Here is an 18,517-nt window from a genome sequence, read left to right on the forward strand (position 1 = left end):
CGCCGGAGAAGGTCAGGCGAAGAGCTCCGCGCCGACGTAGGACCCCTGTCGCGCGCCGCGCGGGACGGCCCAGATACCCGATCCCACGTGTCGGATGTACTCGTTCATGCGATCCGTGGAGAGGGCTCGCTGGAGGCTGATGAACTGCGCGGGATCCCGCTGGTACGAGAGGAAGAACAGCCCCGCGTCGAGGCGCCCGAGGTCGTTGTTGCCGTTGACGTAGTTGAAGCCGCGGCGCAGGATGCGGATGCCTCCGTTCTGCTCCGGGTGCGCGAGCCGCACGTGCGAGTTCGCGTCGATGGCGGACGTGCCGAAGTCGGGCGCGGTGAACTCGTCACCACCGGAGAGAGGAGCCCCCGAGCCCTTGTCCCGCCCGACGATCGTGTCCTGTTCCGACAGGCGCACCCGGTCCCAGGTCTCGATCAGCATCGCGATCCTGCGGGCCACGAGGTACGACCCTCCGGCCAACCAGTCGGGCTCGTCGTCCGCACCGACCCAGACGTGCGCCGCGAGGGCGTCGGCGTCGTCCGCGAGGATGTTGGCCGTACCGTCCTTGTAGCCGAAGAGATTGCGCGGAGTGGCCTGCGCAGAGGTGGTGCGCGACGTCTTGCCGAAGCCGAGCTGCGACCAGCGCAGCCGGGCGCGCCCAAAGGCGATGCGGCTGAGGTTGCGGATCGCGTGCACCGCCACCTGCGGGTCGTCGGCGCAGGCCTGGATGCAGAGGTCGCCGTGGGAGGACTGCGGGTCGAGGTCATCACCCAGGAACGCCGGCAGCCGTTCGAGCCCCTCGGGTCGCCGCACCGCGATGCCGTAGCGATCCCCCTCCTCGTTCTCGAACAGGCTCGGGCCGAAGCCGATCGTGATCGTGAGCGACGCTGCCGGCAGGCCCAGCGCCTCGCCGGTGTCGTCGGGCGGCACCTCGGCGTCCCCGCCGACAGCGCCGGTGGCGCTCACCTCGAGTCCCGCAGCCATCCTGGATGCCGCGTACGACCAGTCCTGCAGCAGCGAGATCAGGTCGTCGCGGTCGGTCCGGGGCATCATGTCGAACGCGGCGAAGTGCAGATGCTCCTGCACGGGCGTGGTGATGCCCGCCTGATGCGCACCGAAGAAGTCGTATGCTCGCTGCGCGTCCTCGACCGCCTCCGCTCTCGCCACCGCGGCGCCACCGACGAAGCCCGCTCCGACGCCTGCCGCGAGGGAGGCGACCCCACCGCCGAGCGCGAGTCCGAGCAGACCTCGCCGGCTCAGACCACCCGACGAGGGTGCCGCGGCCGCAGGCTCCGGCGCGGAGTCCGCGGCTGCGGCGTCCTTCGATCGTTCGTCCACGTGCGAGACCGTACCCTTCGGATCAGTCGAGGACCGTGCCGGTGAGCTGCGACAGCGGCTCCGCGAGGGCGTTGATGAGATCGGTGAACTCGCGCTTGTCGGCATCCGTGAGCTCCGAGTAGCCGACGAATCCGTCGGCGAGGGAGCCATGGGCCGCCAGAGACCCCTCGAGGGCGGTGTATCCGTCCTCGATCTCGGACACCAGCGCGGCGCCGTCGTCGCCCTGCGCCGTCGCGAAGTCCTGGACCAGGGAGAACGCCATCTTCGACCCCTCGACGTTCGCCGCGAAGTCGTAGAGGTCGGTACCGGACCACCAGTCCTCCTCGCCCGAGATCTTGCCCGTCGCGACCTCGTCGAGCAGCGCGATGGCGCCGTTGGAGATACCTCCGATGCCCTGATCGTCCAGCGCCGTGGTGAAGTCATCGGAGTGCACGTAGTCGTACAGCTCCTGCACGTCGGCCATCAGCTGGTCGCCGTAGTCCGCGCGCTCCTGGGGCGTCGACGGCGCCCAGTCCTGCCAGGCCGGCGTCTCGCCGTCGGCGTTGAGGGCATCCTGCGCCGGCACCCACAGGTCCTTCTCGATGCGGTGGAAGCCCGTCCAGTCGAGCCCCTCCGCCACGGCGTCCACCTCGCGGTAGTCGATGCGGGGGTCGAGTGTTCCGAGCGCCTCGGCGACAGGCTCGATGCGCTCGTAGAAGGCGCGCGTCTGCGGGAAGAGCGTGCGCGCGGTCTCGTCGTCGCCCGATTCGTACGCGGCGACGAGTTCCTCCACGGAGGGCACGAGCTGTCCGACCTGATCCTTCACGAAGGCGGCGTAGAGGTCCACTGCCTGCTGCTTCTGCTCGGAGTCCTCACCGGCGACCTCGACCCGGTCTCCGGTGACCGTGAACTCCGACTTGCCGACGCCCTCGCCGATCATGCCCGGCTTGCACAGGGTGAAGTACTTCCCGGGCTGGGCGACGACGGTCAATGTGCGCGACGCGGACGGCGCGATGTTCTCGACCTCGCCGACGATGCGCAGGCCGTCCTCAGCCAGGAGGTAGAACTCGGACGTCTGCCCGCTGTCGTTCTTCACGTCGAAGGTCAGGGTGCCGCTCGCCGCCGTGGCACCGGACACGGCGCACGCGGAATCCGTCGACGACACATCGAACGCCGCACCGGAGGCGACGTCGCTCTTCGCGACGCATCCGCTCAGGACGAGTGCGGCCGCGCCTGCTGCGGCGACGGCACCGAGGATTCGACGAGAGGTGGTCATGCTGCTCCTTGCTGGGTGAGGGTGGCCGTCGCGCCGCTGTCCGAGGACACGGTGGCAGACGGGCGCGGGGTGGCGGGGCGACGGGATCGCAGCCCGCGAATGAAGAAGAATCCGACGATGAGGATGTACACCGACCACGCGGCGACCTGGAGCCAGGTCATGCGGGGCATGAAGCCGACGGTCGCCTGGAGGACGGTCGCCCAGGCGCTGTCCGGAGCGATGACGCTCGTGACGTCGAAGGCCCAGCCGAAGGGGAACGCAGCCCAGCCGAGCGCCACGGCGCCTGTGACCGCGTCGATCGGTGCCGCGGCCGTGAAGGGCCCTGGCAGCGCGCCGGCCTCCTGCAGATCCATGACGGCGTAGGCGAGGACACCGGCCGCGACGATGACGAGGAATCCGCTCGTCCAGGTGAAGAACCGACGGAGGTCGAGTCGCACCGCACCGCGTGCGAGGAGCCAGCCGATCACCACGGCGACGAGCAGACCGAGGACGGCACCGATGAGCGCGGTCGGTGCGTCACCGAACGACTGCACCATCGACCACAGCAGAAGCGTGGTCTCGATGCCCTCGCGTGCGACGGAGACGAACCCGATCGCGATCAGCGCCCAGATGCCGCCCTGGGTGAGCGCCCGGTCGAGCCCGCCCTCGAGGGTCGCCTTCATGGTGCGGCCGGCCTTCTGCATCCAGAAGATCATCCAGGTCACCATGCCCACCGCGAGCAGGGAGAGCAGACCGCCGATCAGCTCCTGCGCTTCGAAGGTGAGCGTGTAGGCGCCGAAGGTGAGGATCGCTCCGATGCCCAGCGCCAGGGCGATGGCGAGTCCGACTCCGATCCAGAGCCTCGGCAGCGCATCGCCGCGTCCGAGCCGACGGAGGTAGGCGACGAGGATGCCGACGACGAGTGCGGCTTCGAGGCCTTCACGGAGGCCGATGAGGAAGGTGGCGAGCACGGAGGAACACTCTCTGACACAAGAAATGAGGTAAGGCATCCCTTACCTCCAGAGACTTTAGCACCACCGCCCATGCGTGTTTCACCACACGCCCACCGGGCCGTCCACGGGTAACGCGACGCAACACAGCGCCACCCGCGACGGGGCCGAATTACGCTCGGGTCATGGCTGATCTCTCGCTCCCCATCCTCGACCTGTCCCAGCTCGACGCCGGCCCCGAGGCCGCGGCGCGGTTCCGTGACGATCTGCGCGCCGCGACCCACGACGTGGGGTTCTTCTACCTGACGGGCACCGGCATCTCCCCCGCTCTCGAGGAACGTCTGCATCGTGCGGCCCTCGACTTCTTCGCGCTCCCGGAGGAGGACAAGCTCGCCATCGAGAACGTGAAGAGTCCGCACTTCCGCGGCTACACGCGCATCGGCGGAGAGCGCACGCAGGGCAAGGTCGATTGGCGGGAGCAGATCGACATCGGCCCCGAGCGCGAGCCCCTCGAGGGAGGCCCGGCCTTCAACCGGCTGACCGGTCCGAACCTGTGGCCCGCCGCGCAGCCCGAGCTCAAGGCCGTCGTCACCGAATGGCACGACACCCTGACCGAGATCGCCCGCAAGCTGCTGCGCGCCTGGGCGCTCACCCTGGGGGCGGACGAGTCCTACTTCGACGAGCCCTTCCACGACCCGTCGACCCTCATCAAGATCGTGCGCTATCCGGGCACGCACGACCCCGAGCCGCAGCAGGGCGTCGGCGCGCACAAGGACTCGGGCGTGCTCACGCTGCTGTGGGTCGAACCGGGAAAGGGCGGTCTCCAGGTGGAGCGCGACGGCGAATGGGTGTCCGCACCGCCGGTCCCCGGCGCCTTCGTCGTCAACATCGGTGAGCTTCTGGAGTACGCCACCGGTGGTTACCTCAAGGCGACCAATCACCGGGTGATCTCGCCTCGCGCCCCCGAGGAGCGCATCTCGATCCCGTTCTTCTTCAACCCCGCGCTGGATCAGCAGCTGCCTCTGCTCGAGCTCCCCGCGGATCTCGCCGCCGAGGCGACCGGGATCACCGAGGACCCGAGCAACCCCATCCACGCGACCTATGGCGAGAACGCGATGAAGTCGCGCCTTCGCGCGCATCCGGATGTCGCGGCGATCCACCACCCCGACCTGGTGTCGCCCCGGGACTGAACCGATCAGAGCGAGGCGCCGCCGCCGAGCGCGACGATCTCCCGCAGCGCCTGGAGGTGGCCGGCGAAAGCCGCGCGACCGGCGGCTGTCGAGTGGACCCACGTGCGTGGGCGATTGCCGAGGCTACCCTTGCGGGCGACGACGTACTCCGCCGCCTGAAGGTGCGAGATGGCCTTGCTCAATGGCGAGTCGCCGCATTGGAGGATCTCGCGCAACGCCGCGAAATCCAGTTCGACGCCGTCGCCGAGCGATGCCAGGAGCGAGAAGCGGATCGGCGAAGCGAAGTTGTCGTCGAGCCTGGTCCGCGGGTGCGGCCGAGATGGACTCTCACTCACGCAGATCACGCCCGGGGACGAACGAGACGGCGATGAACAGCGCGATGATGCCCAGACCGCTCAGCACGCCGACCAGAATCGGAAGGTCATCGACGAGCACCGCCAGCGACAGCACGGAGGCGGATACGGCGAAGGCAGCGAGGTGAGGCCAGCGCCAGGAGGCACCGACGGCCGGGAGCCCCATCTCCGTGCGCGCCGCCATGAGCCAGGCGAACAACATCAGCACGACGAGCAGGAGCAGCGCGCTCGTGAGATTCCCGTCCGACGAGGACCCGAGCATCGCAAGCACACCGACGGCGACGCCGACGCCGATCGTTCCCCACCGCACGCCGCGCGGAAGCGGGGCAGGATGCGACCGTGGAGGGCGACCGTCATCGGCCGCCCGAGCGAGCTGCACCACCCCGTAGCCGCCATACCCGATGAGTACGAGCGCGGCAGGGATCCACATCCCGATCGTCGGAAATCGGGGATCCCAGACCACGAAGCCGAATACGACGAGTGCCGCGACCGTCAACACCGCACCTGAGACCCACAGCAGCCAACGCGACCGCGTCAGGCGCCACTGCATCCCATTGCGCTGCGCGATGCCGCTGGCCAGCTGCCCCCACAGGAGGAACCCGAAGAGCATCACCTGGCTCGCCCCCGCGTGATGGTCGCCACGCAGGGCCGCCGCCATCGCGACGAGGTACACGGCGGTGATGACGGCGTTCGCGATCTGCAACCACGCCAGCCCTCGCCGATCGACGACACGCCCGCGTCGGTGCACCACCGCATCCGCCTCGTCGAGATAGCTCTGGGCGAGCTCCGCGCTCGGCGGTGCGAGCGCCTCCTGTCCCTGGACCGGCTTCTGCTCCATCGTGTGTCCTCCGATCGCTTTCCAGTAGGAAAGCACATTACTTTCCTACTGGAAAGCGACCGAGAGATCAACCCCGGACATGACGAAGGCCGCCCCACACCTGGGACGGCCTTCTCAAGAATGTTTTGCGCGATTGTACGCGCGAGCGCTCTGCGTTATCGGCGGAGACCCAGGCGAGCGATCAGCGAGCGGTAACGCTCGATGTCGACGCTCTGGAGGTAGCCGAGCAGACGACGGCGCTGACCCACGAGCAGGAAGAGGCCACGACGCGAGTGGTGGTCGTGCTTGTGCTCCTTCAGGTGCTCGGTGAGGTCCTTGATGCGCTGCGTCAGCATCGCGGCCTGCACCTCGGGGGATCCGGTGTCACCGGGGTGCGTCGCGTACTCTTCGATGATCGCCTTCTTGACGTCTGCTTCCAGTGCCATAGATTCGATCCCCTCTCTGCTTGTTGCGCGGTGCCCGACGCCTGATGCGTGAGCTCTCTTTATCCGCGGCCGATCAAACGGCAACCTGTCGAGTCTACCAGGCATCCGCCCCGTCGCACGACGCGAGCAGACTCCGAACGCTCAGGCCCCGGATGCAGAGAGGACCCCGAGCCCTCACGGGCCCGGGGTCCTCCGATGCGGTGCGGGATCAGTCCTGCTGCAGAGCCGCCTGCAGGTCGAGGTTGATCGTGACGTCCTTGCCGACGAGCACGCCGCCGGTCTCGAGTGCGGCGTTCCAGGTCAGACCGAAGTCCTCGCGGTTGATGACGGCCTTCGCCGACGCGCCCGCCTTGTAGTTGCCCCACGGGTCGGAGCCGAAGCCGCCGAAGTCGACCTCGAACGTGACGGGCTTGGTGATGCCGCGGATCGTGAGGTCACCGTCGACGAACAGCTCGCCCTTCTCGGCGCGTGCACCGGTGGAGACGAAGTCCATGGTCGGGAAGTTCTCGGTGTCGAAGAACTCGGCCGAGCGGAGGTGCTGGTCGCGGCCCTCGTCCTTCGTGTCGACGGACGTGACGTCGACGCTGGCCTCGACCGTGGTCTCGAGGGGGTTCTCCGGGGCGGTGAGCGTCGCGCTCTTCACACCGAAGGTGCCGCGCACCTTGGAGATCATCATGTGGCGGACGCTGAAGGTGACCTCGCTGTGAGCGGGGTCGAGGACGTAGGTGCCGGGACGGTAGCCCGGGATGTCGATGCTGGTCATGGTTTTCTCCTCGGGAGACGGGGGCCGCGGGTGGCGGCAGGGATGAGGGGCCGTGTTCACGGCGTCACGCGTAACAACTTACATGCGTACGCATATATTCCGCTGTATGCGACGAAAAGTCGTCCGCGTTCGCAGAAGGCGCCGACCCCGACGGGGTGCGGCGCCTTCGTCGCTCGTCGGCGTCAGCCGACCTTCACGAGGTCGATGATGAAGATGAGCGTCTTGCCGGAGAGGAAGTGCCCACCCCCGACGGGACCGTAGGCGAGGTGCGGCGGGATGACGAGCTCACGTCGGCCGCCCTCCTTCATGCCGGGGATTCCGTCCTGCCATCCCTGGATTAGGCCGCGCAGCGGGAACTGGATGGTCTCCCCACGACCCCACGAGGAGTCGAACTCCTCGCCGGACTCGAACTCGACTCCGGCGTAGTGCACGGTGACGGTGTCGCCGGGCTTCGCCTCGGCCCCGTCTCCTTCGATGATGTCGCGGACCACGAGCTCCGCGGGTGCGGGGCCGGTGGGGGCGTCGAACTCAGGCTTTGTGCGATCAGTCATGATGTCCATCCAACCCGAGCACCGGGGGCACGGTCAACGCGACGGCGCCCGCTCACAGCGAACACGTCAGAACCCGCCCGCTCGCCCGGCAGGGCGACCGCCCTCACGAGCGCAGGAGGTCTTGACACCCGTCGATACCGGGTGCACCCTGTTTACAGATCAACTCAGCGCCCGGTAGACATGCAGGCATCGCCGCAGCACCGGGCGCTGAGTCTTTGCCACGACAGACCCGACACACCGCTCGAGGCGATCACTCCCCCGCCGCGGCGATCAGTACGCCAGCAGGGCCGCCCTCGCCGCACGGGTGCGCGCGAGCAGCGCCTGCTCGTCGGCGGGGGCCATCGGGTCGCGGCCGGTGATCGCCCGCTGGCGCACCGAGGCGAGCATCGTCGCGTCCTTGATGAACTGCCGCATGAGGGGGCGTCGGTCGCCGCGCAGCTGCGATGCCCAGGCCAGCCCGGTCTTGCGCCCGGCCGGCGTCGCCAGCATCGTGACCTCCTCGGGGGTGAACCATCCGGCGGAGGCGTAGTCGCCGAGTCGCGCCCTGGTGAGGCGGGACTCCTCCCGCCGCAACGCGATGATGCCGAAGATGAAGCCGACGAACAGCGGAACCTGCAGCACGAAGTACAGCAGGAAGAAGTTCACGAAGGACGATCCGTTCCACAGGCCGTGCAGCACCATCGCGCCGAGCATGCCGAGCACGCCGAATCCGAGCGCCGCGCCGGCGGAGGCGTGGCGCCGGGCCGCGAGGCCGATAGCCAGGCCCGTCAGCGAGGTGAACATCGCGTGCGCGAACGGCGACATGATCGCCCGCAGGATGAAGGTCACGGTGAGCTGCCCGCCGCCGCCCTCGATGAGGCTGATCGCGAAGTACTGGATGTTCTCGGTGAAGGCGAAGCCGGCGCCGACCAGCGCACCGTAGACGACGCCGTCGACCGGACCGTCGAACGACCGGCGCGCGATCAGGAAGATCAGGAAGACGCCGAGGCCCTTCCAGAACTCCTCGACGATCGGGGCCTGGACCACTGCTCCCGCCACCTCGCCGCGGAATCCGAGGACCGCGGTGAGGCCGAGATCGACCAGCAGGGTGAGGCCCACCGCGGCGATGGCTCCCCAAGCGATCGCGAAGAACACCAGCGACTTGGGCTCCGGTTCCCAGCGGTCGATCATGCGCACGACGAAGAAGACGATGGCCAGCGGCACGAGAGCGAGCACCAGGCCGATGACCGACGCCGCCGCTCCGAGGAACAGGCCGAAGTAGGCCACGAGAGCGAGCATCAGCAGACCGAGGAAGCCGAAGAGCGAGTAGAGAGCGATCCGGCCGCCCCGTCGCCCCGGCGGAAGAGGGGGAAGCCCCTGTGCCGGCGACGGCGCGGCAGGAGCCGGCGGCGAGTACGGGGTCGGCTGCGCGAGCACCGATGCGTACACGGGCTGCTGCGCGAACTGCGGCGGCATGTGGTTCGACCGCGCATACTGCTGGGCCGAGTACTGCGGCGGCTGCGCGTACTGCGGCTGCTGTCCCTGGTGCTGCGGCTGTGCGGGCGGCGGCGAGTAGGGCGATGGCTGGGACGGTCCTCCGGAACTCATAGCGAAAGCATATGGCGAACAAGCTCCTCCGCCCGGGTCTGGCGACTTCCTCCAGCCGATCCGGGGCGGCACCGGATAGCGTAGGAGTATGCGGTTCGCTCATCTGCGCCGTGCCGACTCCTCGACTGTGCATCTCGCAGTGGTGGAGGGGGCCGACGCCATCCTCGTCTCCGATCTCCTCACCGACCCTCCTGCGACTCTGCAGCAGCTGATCGAGGGCGGTGAGCCGGCTCTCGCCGCGCTGCGCTCGGCGGTCGCCGACGGCGAGGCGCCCCGGCATCCGCTCGACGGCTGGGACTACGCATCCGCCGTCATCGCTCCCCCGGCGGTGCTCGCCGTGGGACTCAACTACGCCGCGCACTCCAGCGAACTCGGTCTGAAGACCGACGCGGCGCCGACGGTGTTCACGCTGTGGCCGAACTCGCTCACCGGCCATGAGCAGACCACCTCCTGGCCGCGCGCGCTGAGCGAGGCCGTCGACTACGAGGCCGAGCTCGGGGTGCTCATCGGCACCCCGGCGAAGGACGTCGCAGAGGCCGAGGCCCTGTCGCACGTATGGGGCTACACCGTCGTCAACGACATCACGGCGCGCAACGTGCAGTTCTCCGAGGCGCAGTGGTCGCGCTGCAAGTCGTTCGACGGCTTCACCCCGACCGGCCCCTTCGCCGTCACGGCCGAGGAGATCGCGGATCCTCAGGACCTCCACATCTGGGCCGTCGTCGACGGGCAGACCGTGCAGGACGCCAGCACCGACCAGATGGTGCGGTCCGTCGCGAAGCTCATCGCGCACCTCTCGCAGTCGCTGACCCTGCTGCCGGGAACCCTGATCTCCACCGGCAGCCCCGGCGGTGCGGGCTACTCGCGCGATCCGCAGATCTTCCTCCGCGACCGTTCCACCGTCACCGTCGGCATCGACGGCATCGGCGAACTCACGACCCACTGCCGCGTGCAGGACTGACCGCAGACCCCGCATCATCGCGGACGACGAAGGGCCCGGCGACTCCGCCGGGCCCTTCGTCGTGTGCGGAGTCCGCTCAGATCTCGATCAGATCCTCGGAGGCGATGATCGGGATCGCGGCGGTGATCGCCTCAAGACCCGACAGGCGCGCAGGCGACAGCTGCTTGATGACCTCGTCGCGAGACATGAGTCCGGCCTCGACGACCAGATCGGCGACGTTGCGGTTCGTGAGGAGAGCGGTCTTCGCGAGGGCGGCAGCCGCCGCGTAGCCGATGAACGGGGTGAGTGCGGTGATGACGCCGACGGATGCACCGACCATGGCGCCGAGACGGTCACGGTTCGCGGTGATCCCGTCGACGCAGTTCACCCGAAGCGTCCACATGGCCTGACGCATCCAGGTGATCGACTGGAAGATCGAGTGCGCGATCACCGGCTCGAAGGCGTTCAGCTGCAGCTGACCCGCCTCGGCCGCCATCGTCACGGTCATGTCGGCACCCGCGACGGCGAAGGCGACCTGGTTGACGACCTCGGGGATCACCGGGTTGACCTTGCCCGGCATGATGCTGGAACCGGCCTGCATCGCCGGGAGGTTGATCTCGCCGAAACCGGCCTGCGGCCCCGACGACAGCAGCCGCAGATCGTTGCAGATCTTCGACAGCTTCATCGCGTTGCGCTTCAGGGTCGACGAGAACGACATGAACGAACCGGTGTCGCTGGTGGCCTCGACGAGGTCGGCGGAGGTCACGAGGTCGAGAGTGGTGATCTCGCGCAGGTGCTTGAGCACGGCGGGCGCGTAATCGGCGTGCGTGGTGATTCCCGTGCCGATCGCCGTCGCGCCCATGTTGATCTCGAACATCAGCGACGCGTTCTCGGTCAGACGCGTGTGGTCGTAGCCGAGCGTCGAGGCGAAGCCGTGGAACTCCTGGCCGAGGGTCATCGGCACGGCATCCTGCAGCTGCGTGCGACCGACCTTCAACACGTCGTGGAACTCGCGCGACTTGTTGAGGAAGGAGATCCGCAGGAGATCGAGTTCCTCGAGCAGCGAGCGCAGTGTGAGCGAGAGGCCGATCTTCACCGCGGTGGGGTAGACGTCGTTGGTCGACTGGCTGCGGTTGGTGTGATCGATGGGCGACAGGAACGCGTAGTCGCCCTTCTCGCGACCCGCGAGCTCGAGCGCGATGTTGGTGATGACCTCATTCGCGTTCATGTTCGTCGAGGTGCCGGCACCGCCCTGGATGACGCCCACCGTGAACTGGTCGTGGAACTCGCCGTCGATCACCCGCTGTGCCGCACGATCGATCAGATCGGCACGCTCGGCATCGAGGACGCCGATCTGTCGGTTCGCACGGGCGCTCGCCTGCTTGACCATCGCGAGAGCGACCACGAGATCGGGGTAGACCGAGATCGGACGCTTGGTGATCGGGAAGTTCGCATCGGCGCGAGCGGTGTGGATCCCCCAGTACGCGTCGGCGGGAATCTCCATGCTCCCGAGCGAATCGGTCTCGGTGCGGGTACGGGTAGGCGCGGCAGAAGCCATGTCACATCCTTGTGGGTAGTGGCGAGTGTGGAGTGCGGGGGATGACCCAAGTCTACGCCCGAGCACATGCGCACACCGGGATACGTGTCCCGATCAGCGTTTCCGCGAGAAGACCTCGAGCCGCTCCTCGGGGCTGAGCGCGGCCATGCGCTCGACCCACGCCTGCGAGAACACGTCTCCGGTCGGCGCGTCGACGACCGGCACCACGGTGTGCGTGATCGTGTCGGCGCGCACATGCACGATCTGGAACGCCTGCGCCGCATCCATGCCGTTGACGTCGGCCGCGGGACGCGCGACGTTCATGGTGTAGCAGGTGGCCGACGAGACGCTGACGGGCACACCCGCGAAGGTCCCGTGTGCGGAATAGTGCAGGTGCCCGGCGAGGATCCCGCGCACGTCGCTCCCCCGGATCGCCTCGGCCAGCTCGTCCTGATGACGAAGCTCGAGGATGTCGAACAGCGGCAGGTGACTCGGCAGCGGCGGGTGATGCATCGCGAGCAGTGTGCCGTGCGGGGCCGGCTCACTCAGGATCTCTCGCAGCCACGACAGCTGGCCCTCGTCGAGATCGCCGTGATGCCAGCCCGGAACACTCGTGTCGAGGGCGATGAGCCGCAGTCCGTCGAGATCCCAGACCCCCGTCACCGGATCCGAGGTCGGCTCCAGATCCAGCAGCCCCTCGCGCAGCGCCGGGCGCTCATCGTGGTTTCCGGCCACCCACACCACGGTGGTGCTCAGCTCCTCGGCCACCGGCTCGACCGCCGCACGGAGCCGACGATAGGCATCCGGCTCGCCGAGATCGGCGAGATCGCCGGTGACGACGATCGCCGTGGGGTGCGGATGCACGGCGCGGACGGCCTCGAGCGTCCGGGCGAAGTTCGACTCGACGTCGTACCGCCCGCCCAGTCGCGCGCCCTCGGCGAGGAAGTGCGGATCGCTCACGTGGATGATCACGTGGGACGCGGGCTGGTGGCGACCGAAGACGTGCTCGCTCTCGGAATGCGCTGACATGCTCCCAGCCTAGGCCGCGCTCCGACACCGGCCCGGCTCGGCACCACGTCAGGTGTAGTGATCACGATAGGGTTCTCGGATGGCGAAGAACGAGGCACGCAGACGGCTCATCGCGGACGCGGGACTGACGATCCTCGCGACGGAGGGCTCGCGCGGACTCACCCATCGCGGGGTCGACGTGGTCGCAGGACTCCCGGTCGGCACGACGTCGAACTACTTCCGCAGTCGTGACGCCCTCATCGAGGGGCTGGTCGATCGGATCGGGGAGCGTCTGGCGCCGAGCGAGGACGACCTGGCGCGTCGGGCATCGGCGACCCCGAGCGCCGAGCTGTTCGCCGACTACCTGCGTGACATCGTCAGACGGCTCAGCGATGACCGCGACGTGACGGTGGCACTGTTCGAGTTGAGGCTCGAGAGCAGCCGACGCCCCGAGGTCGCCGCGCTGCTCGGTGCCTGGCAGCGGGCGGGGTTCGAGGCCGACGTGGCCTTCAACGCCTCTGCCTCTCTGCCCGGGGGACGGCATGAGATCGCGCTGTTCCACTACGCCATCGACGGTCTCCTGCTCGACCGGCTGACCACGCCGATCGACCCCGACACCTCGACGGACGAGATCATCGACCGACTCGTGGCGGGGCTGCTGCGCTGAGGACGCAGGAGCGGCATCTCAGCGGGTGCTCAGCGCCGGACGATGACTCGGGGCCCGCCGACGATCAGTGCCCGACGACGATGATGAGGATGCCGGCGACGACGGCGACCGCGCACAGCCCGAAGCAGCCGTAGGCGCCGAGCAGTGCGACCCGACGCTGCGCCTCGGTCAGCGGGCTCTTCTTCGCGGCCTTCGCCGCCTGCTTGGCCGCGCGACGCAGCTCTTTCTCGGTGATCACGGTGATGGCATCCGTGAACTCGGCCGGGCTCACGACCGGCGCACGGCCGCTGCGCACCAGCAGGCGCAGACCCAGCGAGTAGAAGGTCACGACGGCGCATGCGCCGATCAGCGCGGCGAGGAAGACCTGGAGGAACGCGCTCCAGTCGATGTCGACACTCACTTCGCCTCCTCGCTGTCCGTCGTCCCGGCATTGTCGATCCTTGTCGCGGCACCGGTGCTCGGTCCGCGCTTGGCAGCTTTGGCCGCGGCCTTCTCCTTGGCCTCGGCCTTCGCCTTCGCCTTGGCCTTCTCCCGCGCGTCGGCACGCGCCTTGGCCTCGGCCTTCGCCTCGATCGCCCGCTGCTGACGGCGGGTGGGCGGCGGCATGTCCGGGTGCTCGACGGCGAGACCGGATTCCGCCACGTCGCTCATCGCGTTCGCAGGCGTCACGGCGTCCTTGCGCGAACGGACGAACAGTCCGATGATGACCACGAGGGCGAGCACCGCATCGATCGCGATGCCCCAGGTGCCGAGCCAGGTGATCAACAGCGCCGCGAGAGCACCGACCGCGCCGGCGGCGGGAAGCGTGAGCAGCCATCCGATCGCGATGCGCCCGGCTGTCCGCCAGCGCACGGTCGAACCGCGACGGCCGAGACCGGAGCCGATGACCGAGCCCGAGGCGACCTGAGTGGTCGACAGCGCGAAGCCGAACGCGCTGGAGGCGAGGATCGTCGCGGCCGTGGAGCTCTCGGCCGAGAACCCCTGCGCCGGCTTGACCTCGGTGAGCCCCTTGCCGAGCGTGCGGATGATGCGCCATCCGCCGAGGTACGTGCCGAGGGCGATCGTGACGGCGCAGGCGATGATGACCCACAGGTGCGGATCCGCCTGCGAGCTGCTCTGCCAGCCGACGGTGATCAGCGCGAGCGTGATGACGCCCATGGTCTTCTGCGCGTCGTTCGTGCCGTGCGCGAGGGCGACGAGCGACGACGTGAAGATCTGTCCCCACCGGAAGCCGTCGCGTCCGTCGGGCTTGCCGTCGTAGCGCCGGGTGATCGAGTAGGCGAGCTTGGTGGCCGCGAAGGCGATGATGCCGGCGGTCAGCGGCGCGATCAGAGCCGGGAGGATGATCTTCGACAGCACCATGCCGAAGTCGATTCCTCCGACGCCGACGCCGACCAGCGTCGCGCCGATCAGTCCGCCGAACAGGGCGTGCGAGGAGCTCGAGGGCAGGCCGAGCAGCCAGGTCAACATGTTCCAGGTGATCGCGCCGATCAGCCCGGCGAAGATCATGGGCAGGAACGCATCGCCCTGGATCGTGTCCTCCCGGATGATGCCGTGCGAGACGGTCTTCGAGACCTCCGTCGAGAGGAAGGCTCCGACGAGATTGAGCACGGCCGCGAGGAGGACCGCGGTCTTGGGCTTGAGGGCGCCGGTCGCGATGGGCGTGGCCATCGCGTTCGCGGTGTCGTGGAACCCGTTGGTGAAGTCGAAGAAGAGTGCCAGCAGGATCACCAGCACGACGATGAGGGCTGCGGTTTCCACCGGTCGCTTTCGGTCGTTGAGGAAGAAGGAGATGTCGACGTGATCGACGTGACGAACGAAGAGTTCACCGTGGGTTTGACTTCCGTTAACCGGCCCCGTTGAATCTTCCCACCCTCCCGAGTGCCGGTCAACTCGACCTGGGCTAGCGTGGATCCCGTGACTGATGCTCCGATCGCAGACCGCCGCTCGACCCTCCGCACTCACCACGGCGACACGTTCGACGATCCGTACGAGTGGCTTCGCGCGAAGGACTCCCCCGAGGTGATCGCGCACCTCGAGGCCGAGAACGCCCACACCGACGCCGAACTCGATCACCTGGCTCCGCTGCGGGAGACGCTGTTCCAGGAGATCAAGGGACGCGTTCAGGAGACGGACCTCTCGGTCCCCACCCGCCGCGGCGACTGGTGGTACTACAGCCGCACCGAGGAGGGCGCCCAGTACGGCATCCACTGCCGCACCGCCGCGGCCGAGGGAGACTGGACTCCTCCTGTCCTCGAACCCGGCGTCCCGGTCCCGGGAGAGACGGTGCTGCTCGACGGCAACGTCGAGGCAGAGGGACACGAGTTCTTCTCGCTCGGCGCCTTCGACACCTCGGACGATGCCACGAAGATGCTCTGGGCCACCGACTTCGAGGGTGACGAGCTGTACACGGTGCACGTTCGAGACCTCGTGACCGGCGAGACCCTCGCCGACGAGATCCCCGACACCGGCGGCGCGTTCTTCACCCCCGACGGCACCGGCATCCTCTACACGACGCGCGACGACGCCTGGCGTCCCGACACCCTCTGGCTGCACCGCCTCGGCACCCCCGTGACGGATGACGTGAAGCTCTTCCACGAGCCCGACGAGAAGTACTGGCTCGGCGCGGGCATCACGCGCAGCCGGAAGTACCTCGTGATCGCCGTCGGCTCCAGCATCACGAGCGAGGAGTACCTCGTCGACCTGTCCGGTGACCTGACCGCGGCGCCGCAGATCGTGTGGCCGCGTCGCGAGGGCGTCGAATACTCGCTCGAGCACGCCGTGGTCGACGGCGAGGACCGGCTCTACATCCTGCACAACGACGGCGCTCTGGACTTCGAGCTCGTCTCGGTGACCGCCGCCGACCCTCTCGGCGAACGGCGTGTGGTGCTCGCGCACGAGCCGGGCCGGCGACTGCTCGGCATGGACGCGTTCCGCGACTTCGCGACCGTGGAGTACCGCAGCGAGGGACTGGAGCGCGTCGGACTCCTCGACTACGCGACGGATGACGTGGAGGATGTCGTCTTCGACGAGCCACTGTACTCGGCGGGAGTCAGCGGCAACCCCGAGTGGCACTCGCCGTTCCTCCGGCTCGGGTACACCTCGTTCGTCACTCCCGGGACGGTCTACGAGCTCGACCTCGCCACCCGTGAGCTCGAGCTGCGCAAGCAGGTGTCGGTGCTGGGCGGCTACGACCCGCTCGACTACGGCCAGGAGCGCGCCTGGGCGACGGCATCCGACGGCACGAGAGTGCCGATCTCACTCGTCTGGAAGCGCTCGTTCGGCACCCCCGGAGCCGAGCCTCGCCCCGTGCACCTCTACGGCTACGGGTCGTACGAGCACTCGATCGACCCGGGCTTCTCGGTCGCACGCCTCTCGGAGCTCGACCGCGGCATCGTCTTCGCCGTCGCGCACGTCCGCGGCGGGGGTGAGATGGGGCGCCAGTGGTACGAGGACGGCAAACTGCTGAACAAGCGCAATACGTTCACCGATTTCGTGGCGTGCGCCAGGCACCTCGTCGACGAGGGGATCACCTCCGCCGAGACGCTGGTCGCCGAGGGCGGCAGCGCGGGTGGACTGCTGATGGGGGCGATCACCAACCTCGCTCCCGAGCTCTTCGCCGGAGTGCTGGCGGCTGTTCCCTTCGTGGACGCCCTCACCACGATCCTCGATCCGTCGCTCCCCCTGACCGTCATCGAATGGGACGAGTGGGGAGACCCGCTGCACGGGGCCGACGTGTACGAGTACATGAAGTCGTACTCGCCCTACGAGAACGTCCGTGACGGCGTCGCCTACCCCCGCATCCTCGCGGTGACCTCACTCAACGACACGCGCGTGCTCTACGTGGAGCCGGCGAAGTGGATCGCCGCGCTGCGCGTCGCCGGTGCCGCGGACGCGCTGCTCAAGTGCGAGATGGTCGCCGGGCACGGCGGCGTCAGCGGCCGCTACAACTCGTGGCGGGAGCGCGCGTTCGAGCTGGCCTGGATCCTCGACACGGTGGGGCTCGCCCGGGAGTGAGACCCGCGGGGTGGGCACCCCGCGGGATCAGTAGCCGAGTCCGAGATCAGCCGAAGAGCGCCGCGGCCTCGTCGTAGCGGCTGCGCGGAACCGTGTTGAGCTCGCCCAGCGCCTCGGCGAACGGGACCCGGACGATGTCGGTGCCCTGCATGGCGACCATCTGCCCCCAGGAGCCCTCGACGATCGCGTCCGCGGCGTGCAGACCGAGGCGCGTGGCGAGCACGCGGTCGAATGCCGACGGGGAGCCGCCGCGCTGGATGTGCCCGAGGATCGTCGCGCGCGTCTCGATGCCGGTGATCCGCTCGATGGCGGGGGCGAGCTGATCGCCGATGCCGCCGAGACGCGGGCGGTTGAAGGCATCCAGGCCCTTGTCGCTGAAGGCCTCGTCCATGCCGAGCAGCTTGAAGCCCTCGGACACCACGACCAGCGGGGCGCGACCGCGATCGTGGGCGCTCGAGACGAGATCGCAGATGTCGTCGATCGACATCGGGACCTCGGGGATGCAGATCGCGTGGGCGCCCGCGGCCATGCCGGCGTGCAGCGCGATCCATCCGACGTGACGTCCCATGACCTCGGCGACCATGCAGCGCTGGTGGGAGTCGCCCGTGGTGCGCAGTCGATCCATGGCGTCCGTGGCGATGTTCACGGCGGTGTCGAAGCCGAAGGAGTAGTCGGTCGCCCGCAGGTCGTTGTCGATCGTCTTGGGCACGCCGATGACGTTGATGCCGTCCTTCGCGAGACGGTCGGCCGCGGCCAGGGTCCCCTCGCCGCCGATCGCGATGATTCCGTCGATCTTGTGGCCGTACAGGGTCTTGGCGATGTTCTCCGCTCCGCCGCGCTCCCCCTCGTACGGGTTCGTCCGGCTCGTGCCGAGGATCGTGCCGCCGACCTTCGAGAGTCCCTTGACCTCGTGACGGGTGAGCGGGAAGAAGTCGCCGTCGACGACTCCGCGCCATCCGTCGCGGATGCCGACGAACTCGAGATCGTACGTGGTGGTGCCCTTGAGCACGATGCCGCGGATGACCGCGTTGAGTCCGGGGCAGTCGCCGCCGCTCGTCAGAATGCCGATCTTCATGCTTGCCTCAGACGGGTTCAGGGGGAAAGGGAACAGGCGACGGTGCCTGCGATCGACAC

The 18,517-nt window shown here is 68.5% G+C and carries 18 protein-coding genes; 4 read left to right on the forward strand and 14 right to left on the reverse strand.

All coding sequences use genetic code 11. The annotated features are described in order from the left end of the window. Positions 1-12: 12 nt before the first annotated feature. The 3 genes from efeB to efeU are packed head-to-tail and all read right to left on the reverse strand — an operon-like array spanning position 13 to position 3,531. Positions 13-1,326 (reverse strand): iron uptake transporter deferrochelatase/peroxidase subunit, encoded by a 1,314-nt coding sequence (gene efeB, locus FQ142_RS10425; protein ID WP_410477434.1) that lies wholly within the window; start codon positions 1,324-1,326, stop codon positions 13-15. Between the two features lie 22 nt (positions 1,327-1,348). Further along, positions 1,349-2,581, reverse strand: coding sequence for an iron uptake system protein EfeO (gene efeO / locus FQ142_RS10430; protein ID WP_149423218.1), 1,233 nt, complete (start codon positions 2,579-2,581; stop codon positions 1,349-1,351). Then, a complete protein-coding gene (gene efeU, locus FQ142_RS10435; protein WP_149423219.1) occupies positions 2,578-3,531 on the reverse strand; it encodes an iron uptake transporter permease EfeU in 954 nt (317 codons plus the stop codon). The genes efeO and efeU overlap by 4 nt, the downstream gene beginning before the upstream one ends. Before the next feature lie 164 nt (positions 3,532-3,695). Between efeU and FQ142_RS10440 the strand changes: the two genes are divergently transcribed. Next, positions 3,696-4,700, forward strand: coding sequence for an isopenicillin N synthase family dioxygenase (locus FQ142_RS10440; RefSeq protein WP_149423220.1), 1,005 nt, complete (start codon positions 3,696-3,698; stop codon positions 4,698-4,700). A 5-nt stretch (positions 4,701-4,705) separates the two neighbouring features. Here FQ142_RS10440 and FQ142_RS10445 read toward each other — a convergent pair whose 3' ends face one another. The 6 genes from FQ142_RS10445 to FQ142_RS10470 form a co-directional block, all read right to left on the reverse strand. Continuing rightward, positions 4,706-5,035, reverse strand: coding sequence for a transcriptional regulator (locus FQ142_RS10445; RefSeq protein ID WP_149423221.1), 330 nt, complete (start codon positions 5,033-5,035; stop codon positions 4,706-4,708). Further along, positions 5,028-5,927 carry a hypothetical protein gene (locus FQ142_RS10450; RefSeq protein WP_262492122.1) on the reverse strand — a complete coding sequence of 300 codons (900 nt, stop codon included), beginning with the start codon at positions 5,925-5,927 and terminating at the stop codon, positions 5,028-5,030. The genes FQ142_RS10445 and FQ142_RS10450 overlap by 8 nt, the downstream gene beginning before the upstream one ends. A 119-nt stretch (positions 5,928-6,046) precedes the next feature. Next, positions 6,047-6,316: a 30S ribosomal protein S15 gene (gene rpsO / locus FQ142_RS10455; protein ID WP_017203073.1), complete on the reverse strand. Its 270-nt coding sequence runs from the start codon at positions 6,314-6,316 to the stop codon at positions 6,047-6,049. Between the two features lie 208 nt (positions 6,317-6,524). Next, positions 6,525-7,079: a YceI family protein gene (locus tag FQ142_RS10460; RefSeq protein WP_056416795.1), complete on the reverse strand. Its 555-nt coding sequence runs from the start codon at positions 7,077-7,079 to the stop codon at positions 6,525-6,527. 182 nt (positions 7,080-7,261) lie between these two features. Beyond that, positions 7,262-7,630: an FKBP-type peptidyl-prolyl cis-trans isomerase gene (locus FQ142_RS10465; protein ID WP_045255339.1), complete on the reverse strand. Its 369-nt coding sequence runs from the start codon at positions 7,628-7,630 to the stop codon at positions 7,262-7,264. A 270-nt stretch (positions 7,631-7,900) separates the two neighbouring features. Next, complete coding sequence (locus FQ142_RS10470) at positions 7,901-9,217, reverse strand: PrsW family intramembrane metalloprotease (protein WP_262492123.1); 1,317 nt, start codon at positions 9,215-9,217, stop codon at positions 7,901-7,903. Positions 9,218-9,305: 88 nt separating this feature from the next. Between FQ142_RS10470 and FQ142_RS10475 the strand changes: the two genes are divergently transcribed. Next, positions 9,306-10,175, forward strand: coding sequence for a fumarylacetoacetate hydrolase family protein (locus tag FQ142_RS10475; RefSeq protein WP_149423222.1), 870 nt, complete (start codon positions 9,306-9,308; stop codon positions 10,173-10,175). Positions 10,176-10,251: 76 nt separating this feature from the next. Here the strand turns inward: FQ142_RS10475 and FQ142_RS10480 are convergent, their stop codons facing one another. Both FQ142_RS10480 and FQ142_RS10485 read right to left on the reverse strand, forming a co-directional pair. Beyond that, entirely contained in the window at positions 10,252-11,712 is a 1,461-nt protein-coding gene (locus tag FQ142_RS10480; RefSeq protein WP_056416790.1) for an aspartate ammonia-lyase, read from the reverse strand. A gap of 93 nt (positions 11,713-11,805) precedes the next feature. Further along, positions 11,806-12,720, reverse strand: coding sequence for a metallophosphoesterase (locus FQ142_RS10485; protein ID WP_149423223.1), 915 nt, complete (start codon positions 12,718-12,720; stop codon positions 11,806-11,808). A 79-nt stretch (positions 12,721-12,799) separates the two neighbouring features. Between FQ142_RS10485 and FQ142_RS10490 the strand changes: the two genes are divergently transcribed. Continuing rightward, positions 12,800-13,366, forward strand: a complete 567-nt coding sequence (locus tag FQ142_RS10490; RefSeq protein ID WP_056416784.1) for a TetR/AcrR family transcriptional regulator — start codon at positions 12,800-12,802, stop codon at positions 13,364-13,366. Between the two features lie 64 nt (positions 13,367-13,430). Here FQ142_RS10490 and FQ142_RS10495 read toward each other — a convergent pair whose 3' ends face one another. Both FQ142_RS10495 and FQ142_RS10500 read right to left on the reverse strand, forming a co-directional pair. Beyond that, complete coding sequence (locus tag FQ142_RS10495; RefSeq protein ID WP_149423224.1) at positions 13,431-13,766, reverse strand: peptidase; 336 nt, start codon at positions 13,764-13,766, stop codon at positions 13,431-13,433. Next, on the reverse strand, positions 13,763-15,127 hold the full coding sequence (locus tag FQ142_RS10500) for an inorganic phosphate transporter (RefSeq protein WP_149423225.1): 1,365 nt from the start codon (positions 15,125-15,127) through the stop codon (positions 13,763-13,765). Before FQ142_RS10500 ends, FQ142_RS10495 begins: the two co-directional genes overlap by 4 nt. Before the next feature lie 156 nt (positions 15,128-15,283). On the opposite strand from FQ142_RS10500, the gene FQ142_RS10505 reads away from it, so the two are divergent. Beyond that, positions 15,284-17,383 carry a S9 family peptidase gene (locus FQ142_RS10505; RefSeq protein ID WP_149423226.1) on the forward strand — a complete coding sequence of 700 codons (2,100 nt, stop codon included), beginning with the start codon at positions 15,284-15,286 and terminating at the stop codon, positions 17,381-17,383. A 46-nt stretch (positions 17,384-17,429) separates the two neighbouring features. Here FQ142_RS10505 and FQ142_RS10510 read toward each other — a convergent pair whose 3' ends face one another. Then, positions 17,430-18,458 (reverse strand): ATP-dependent 6-phosphofructokinase, encoded by a 1,029-nt coding sequence (locus FQ142_RS10510; protein WP_056416771.1) that lies wholly within the window; start codon positions 18,456-18,458, stop codon positions 17,430-17,432. Positions 18,459-18,517 lie beyond the last annotated feature (59 nt).

Source organism: Microbacterium sp. ANT_H45B (genome assembly GCF_008369345.1).
Classification (GTDB): domain Bacteria; phylum Actinomycetota; class Actinomycetes; order Actinomycetales; family Microbacteriaceae; genus Microbacterium.

What these genes read in the sequence shown, in the direction of transcription:
- efeO (WP_149423218.1), bottom strand. Translation starts at nt 2,581, where the DNA reads ATGACCACCTCTCGTCGAATCCTCGGTGCCGTCGCCGCAGCAGGCGCG.
- FQ142_RS10440 (WP_149423220.1), top strand. Translation starts at nt 3,696, where the DNA reads ATGGCTGATCTCTCGCTCCCCATCCTCGACCTGTCCCAGCTCGACGCC.
- rpsO (WP_017203073.1), bottom strand. Translation starts at nt 6,316, where the DNA reads ATGGCACTGGAAGCAGACGTCAAGAAGGCGATCATCGAAGAGTACGCG.
- FQ142_RS10460 (WP_056416795.1), bottom strand. Translation starts at nt 7,079, where the DNA reads ATGACCAGCATCGACATCCCGGGCTACCGTCCCGGCACCTACGTCCTC.
- FQ142_RS10465 (WP_045255339.1), bottom strand. Translation starts at nt 7,630, where the DNA reads ATGACTGATCGCACAAAGCCTGAGTTCGACGCCCCCACCGGCCCCGCA.
- FQ142_RS10470 (WP_262492123.1), bottom strand. Translation starts at nt 9,217, where the DNA reads ATGAGTTCCGGAGGACCGTCCCAGCCATCGCCCTACTCGCCGCCGCCC.
- FQ142_RS10475 (WP_149423222.1), top strand. Translation starts at nt 9,306, where the DNA reads ATGCGGTTCGCTCATCTGCGCCGTGCCGACTCCTCGACTGTGCATCTC.
- FQ142_RS10480 (WP_056416790.1), bottom strand. Translation starts at nt 11,712, where the DNA reads ATGGCTTCTGCCGCGCCTACCCGTACCCGCACCGAGACCGATTCGCTC.
- FQ142_RS10485 (WP_149423223.1), bottom strand. Translation starts at nt 12,720, where the DNA reads ATGTCAGCGCATTCCGAGAGCGAGCACGTCTTCGGTCGCCACCAGCCC.
- FQ142_RS10490 (WP_056416784.1), top strand. Translation starts at nt 12,800, where the DNA reads ATGGCGAAGAACGAGGCACGCAGACGGCTCATCGCGGACGCGGGACTG.
- FQ142_RS10510 (WP_056416771.1), bottom strand. Translation starts at nt 18,458, where the DNA reads ATGAAGATCGGCATTCTGACGAGCGGCGGCGACTGCCCCGGACTCAAC.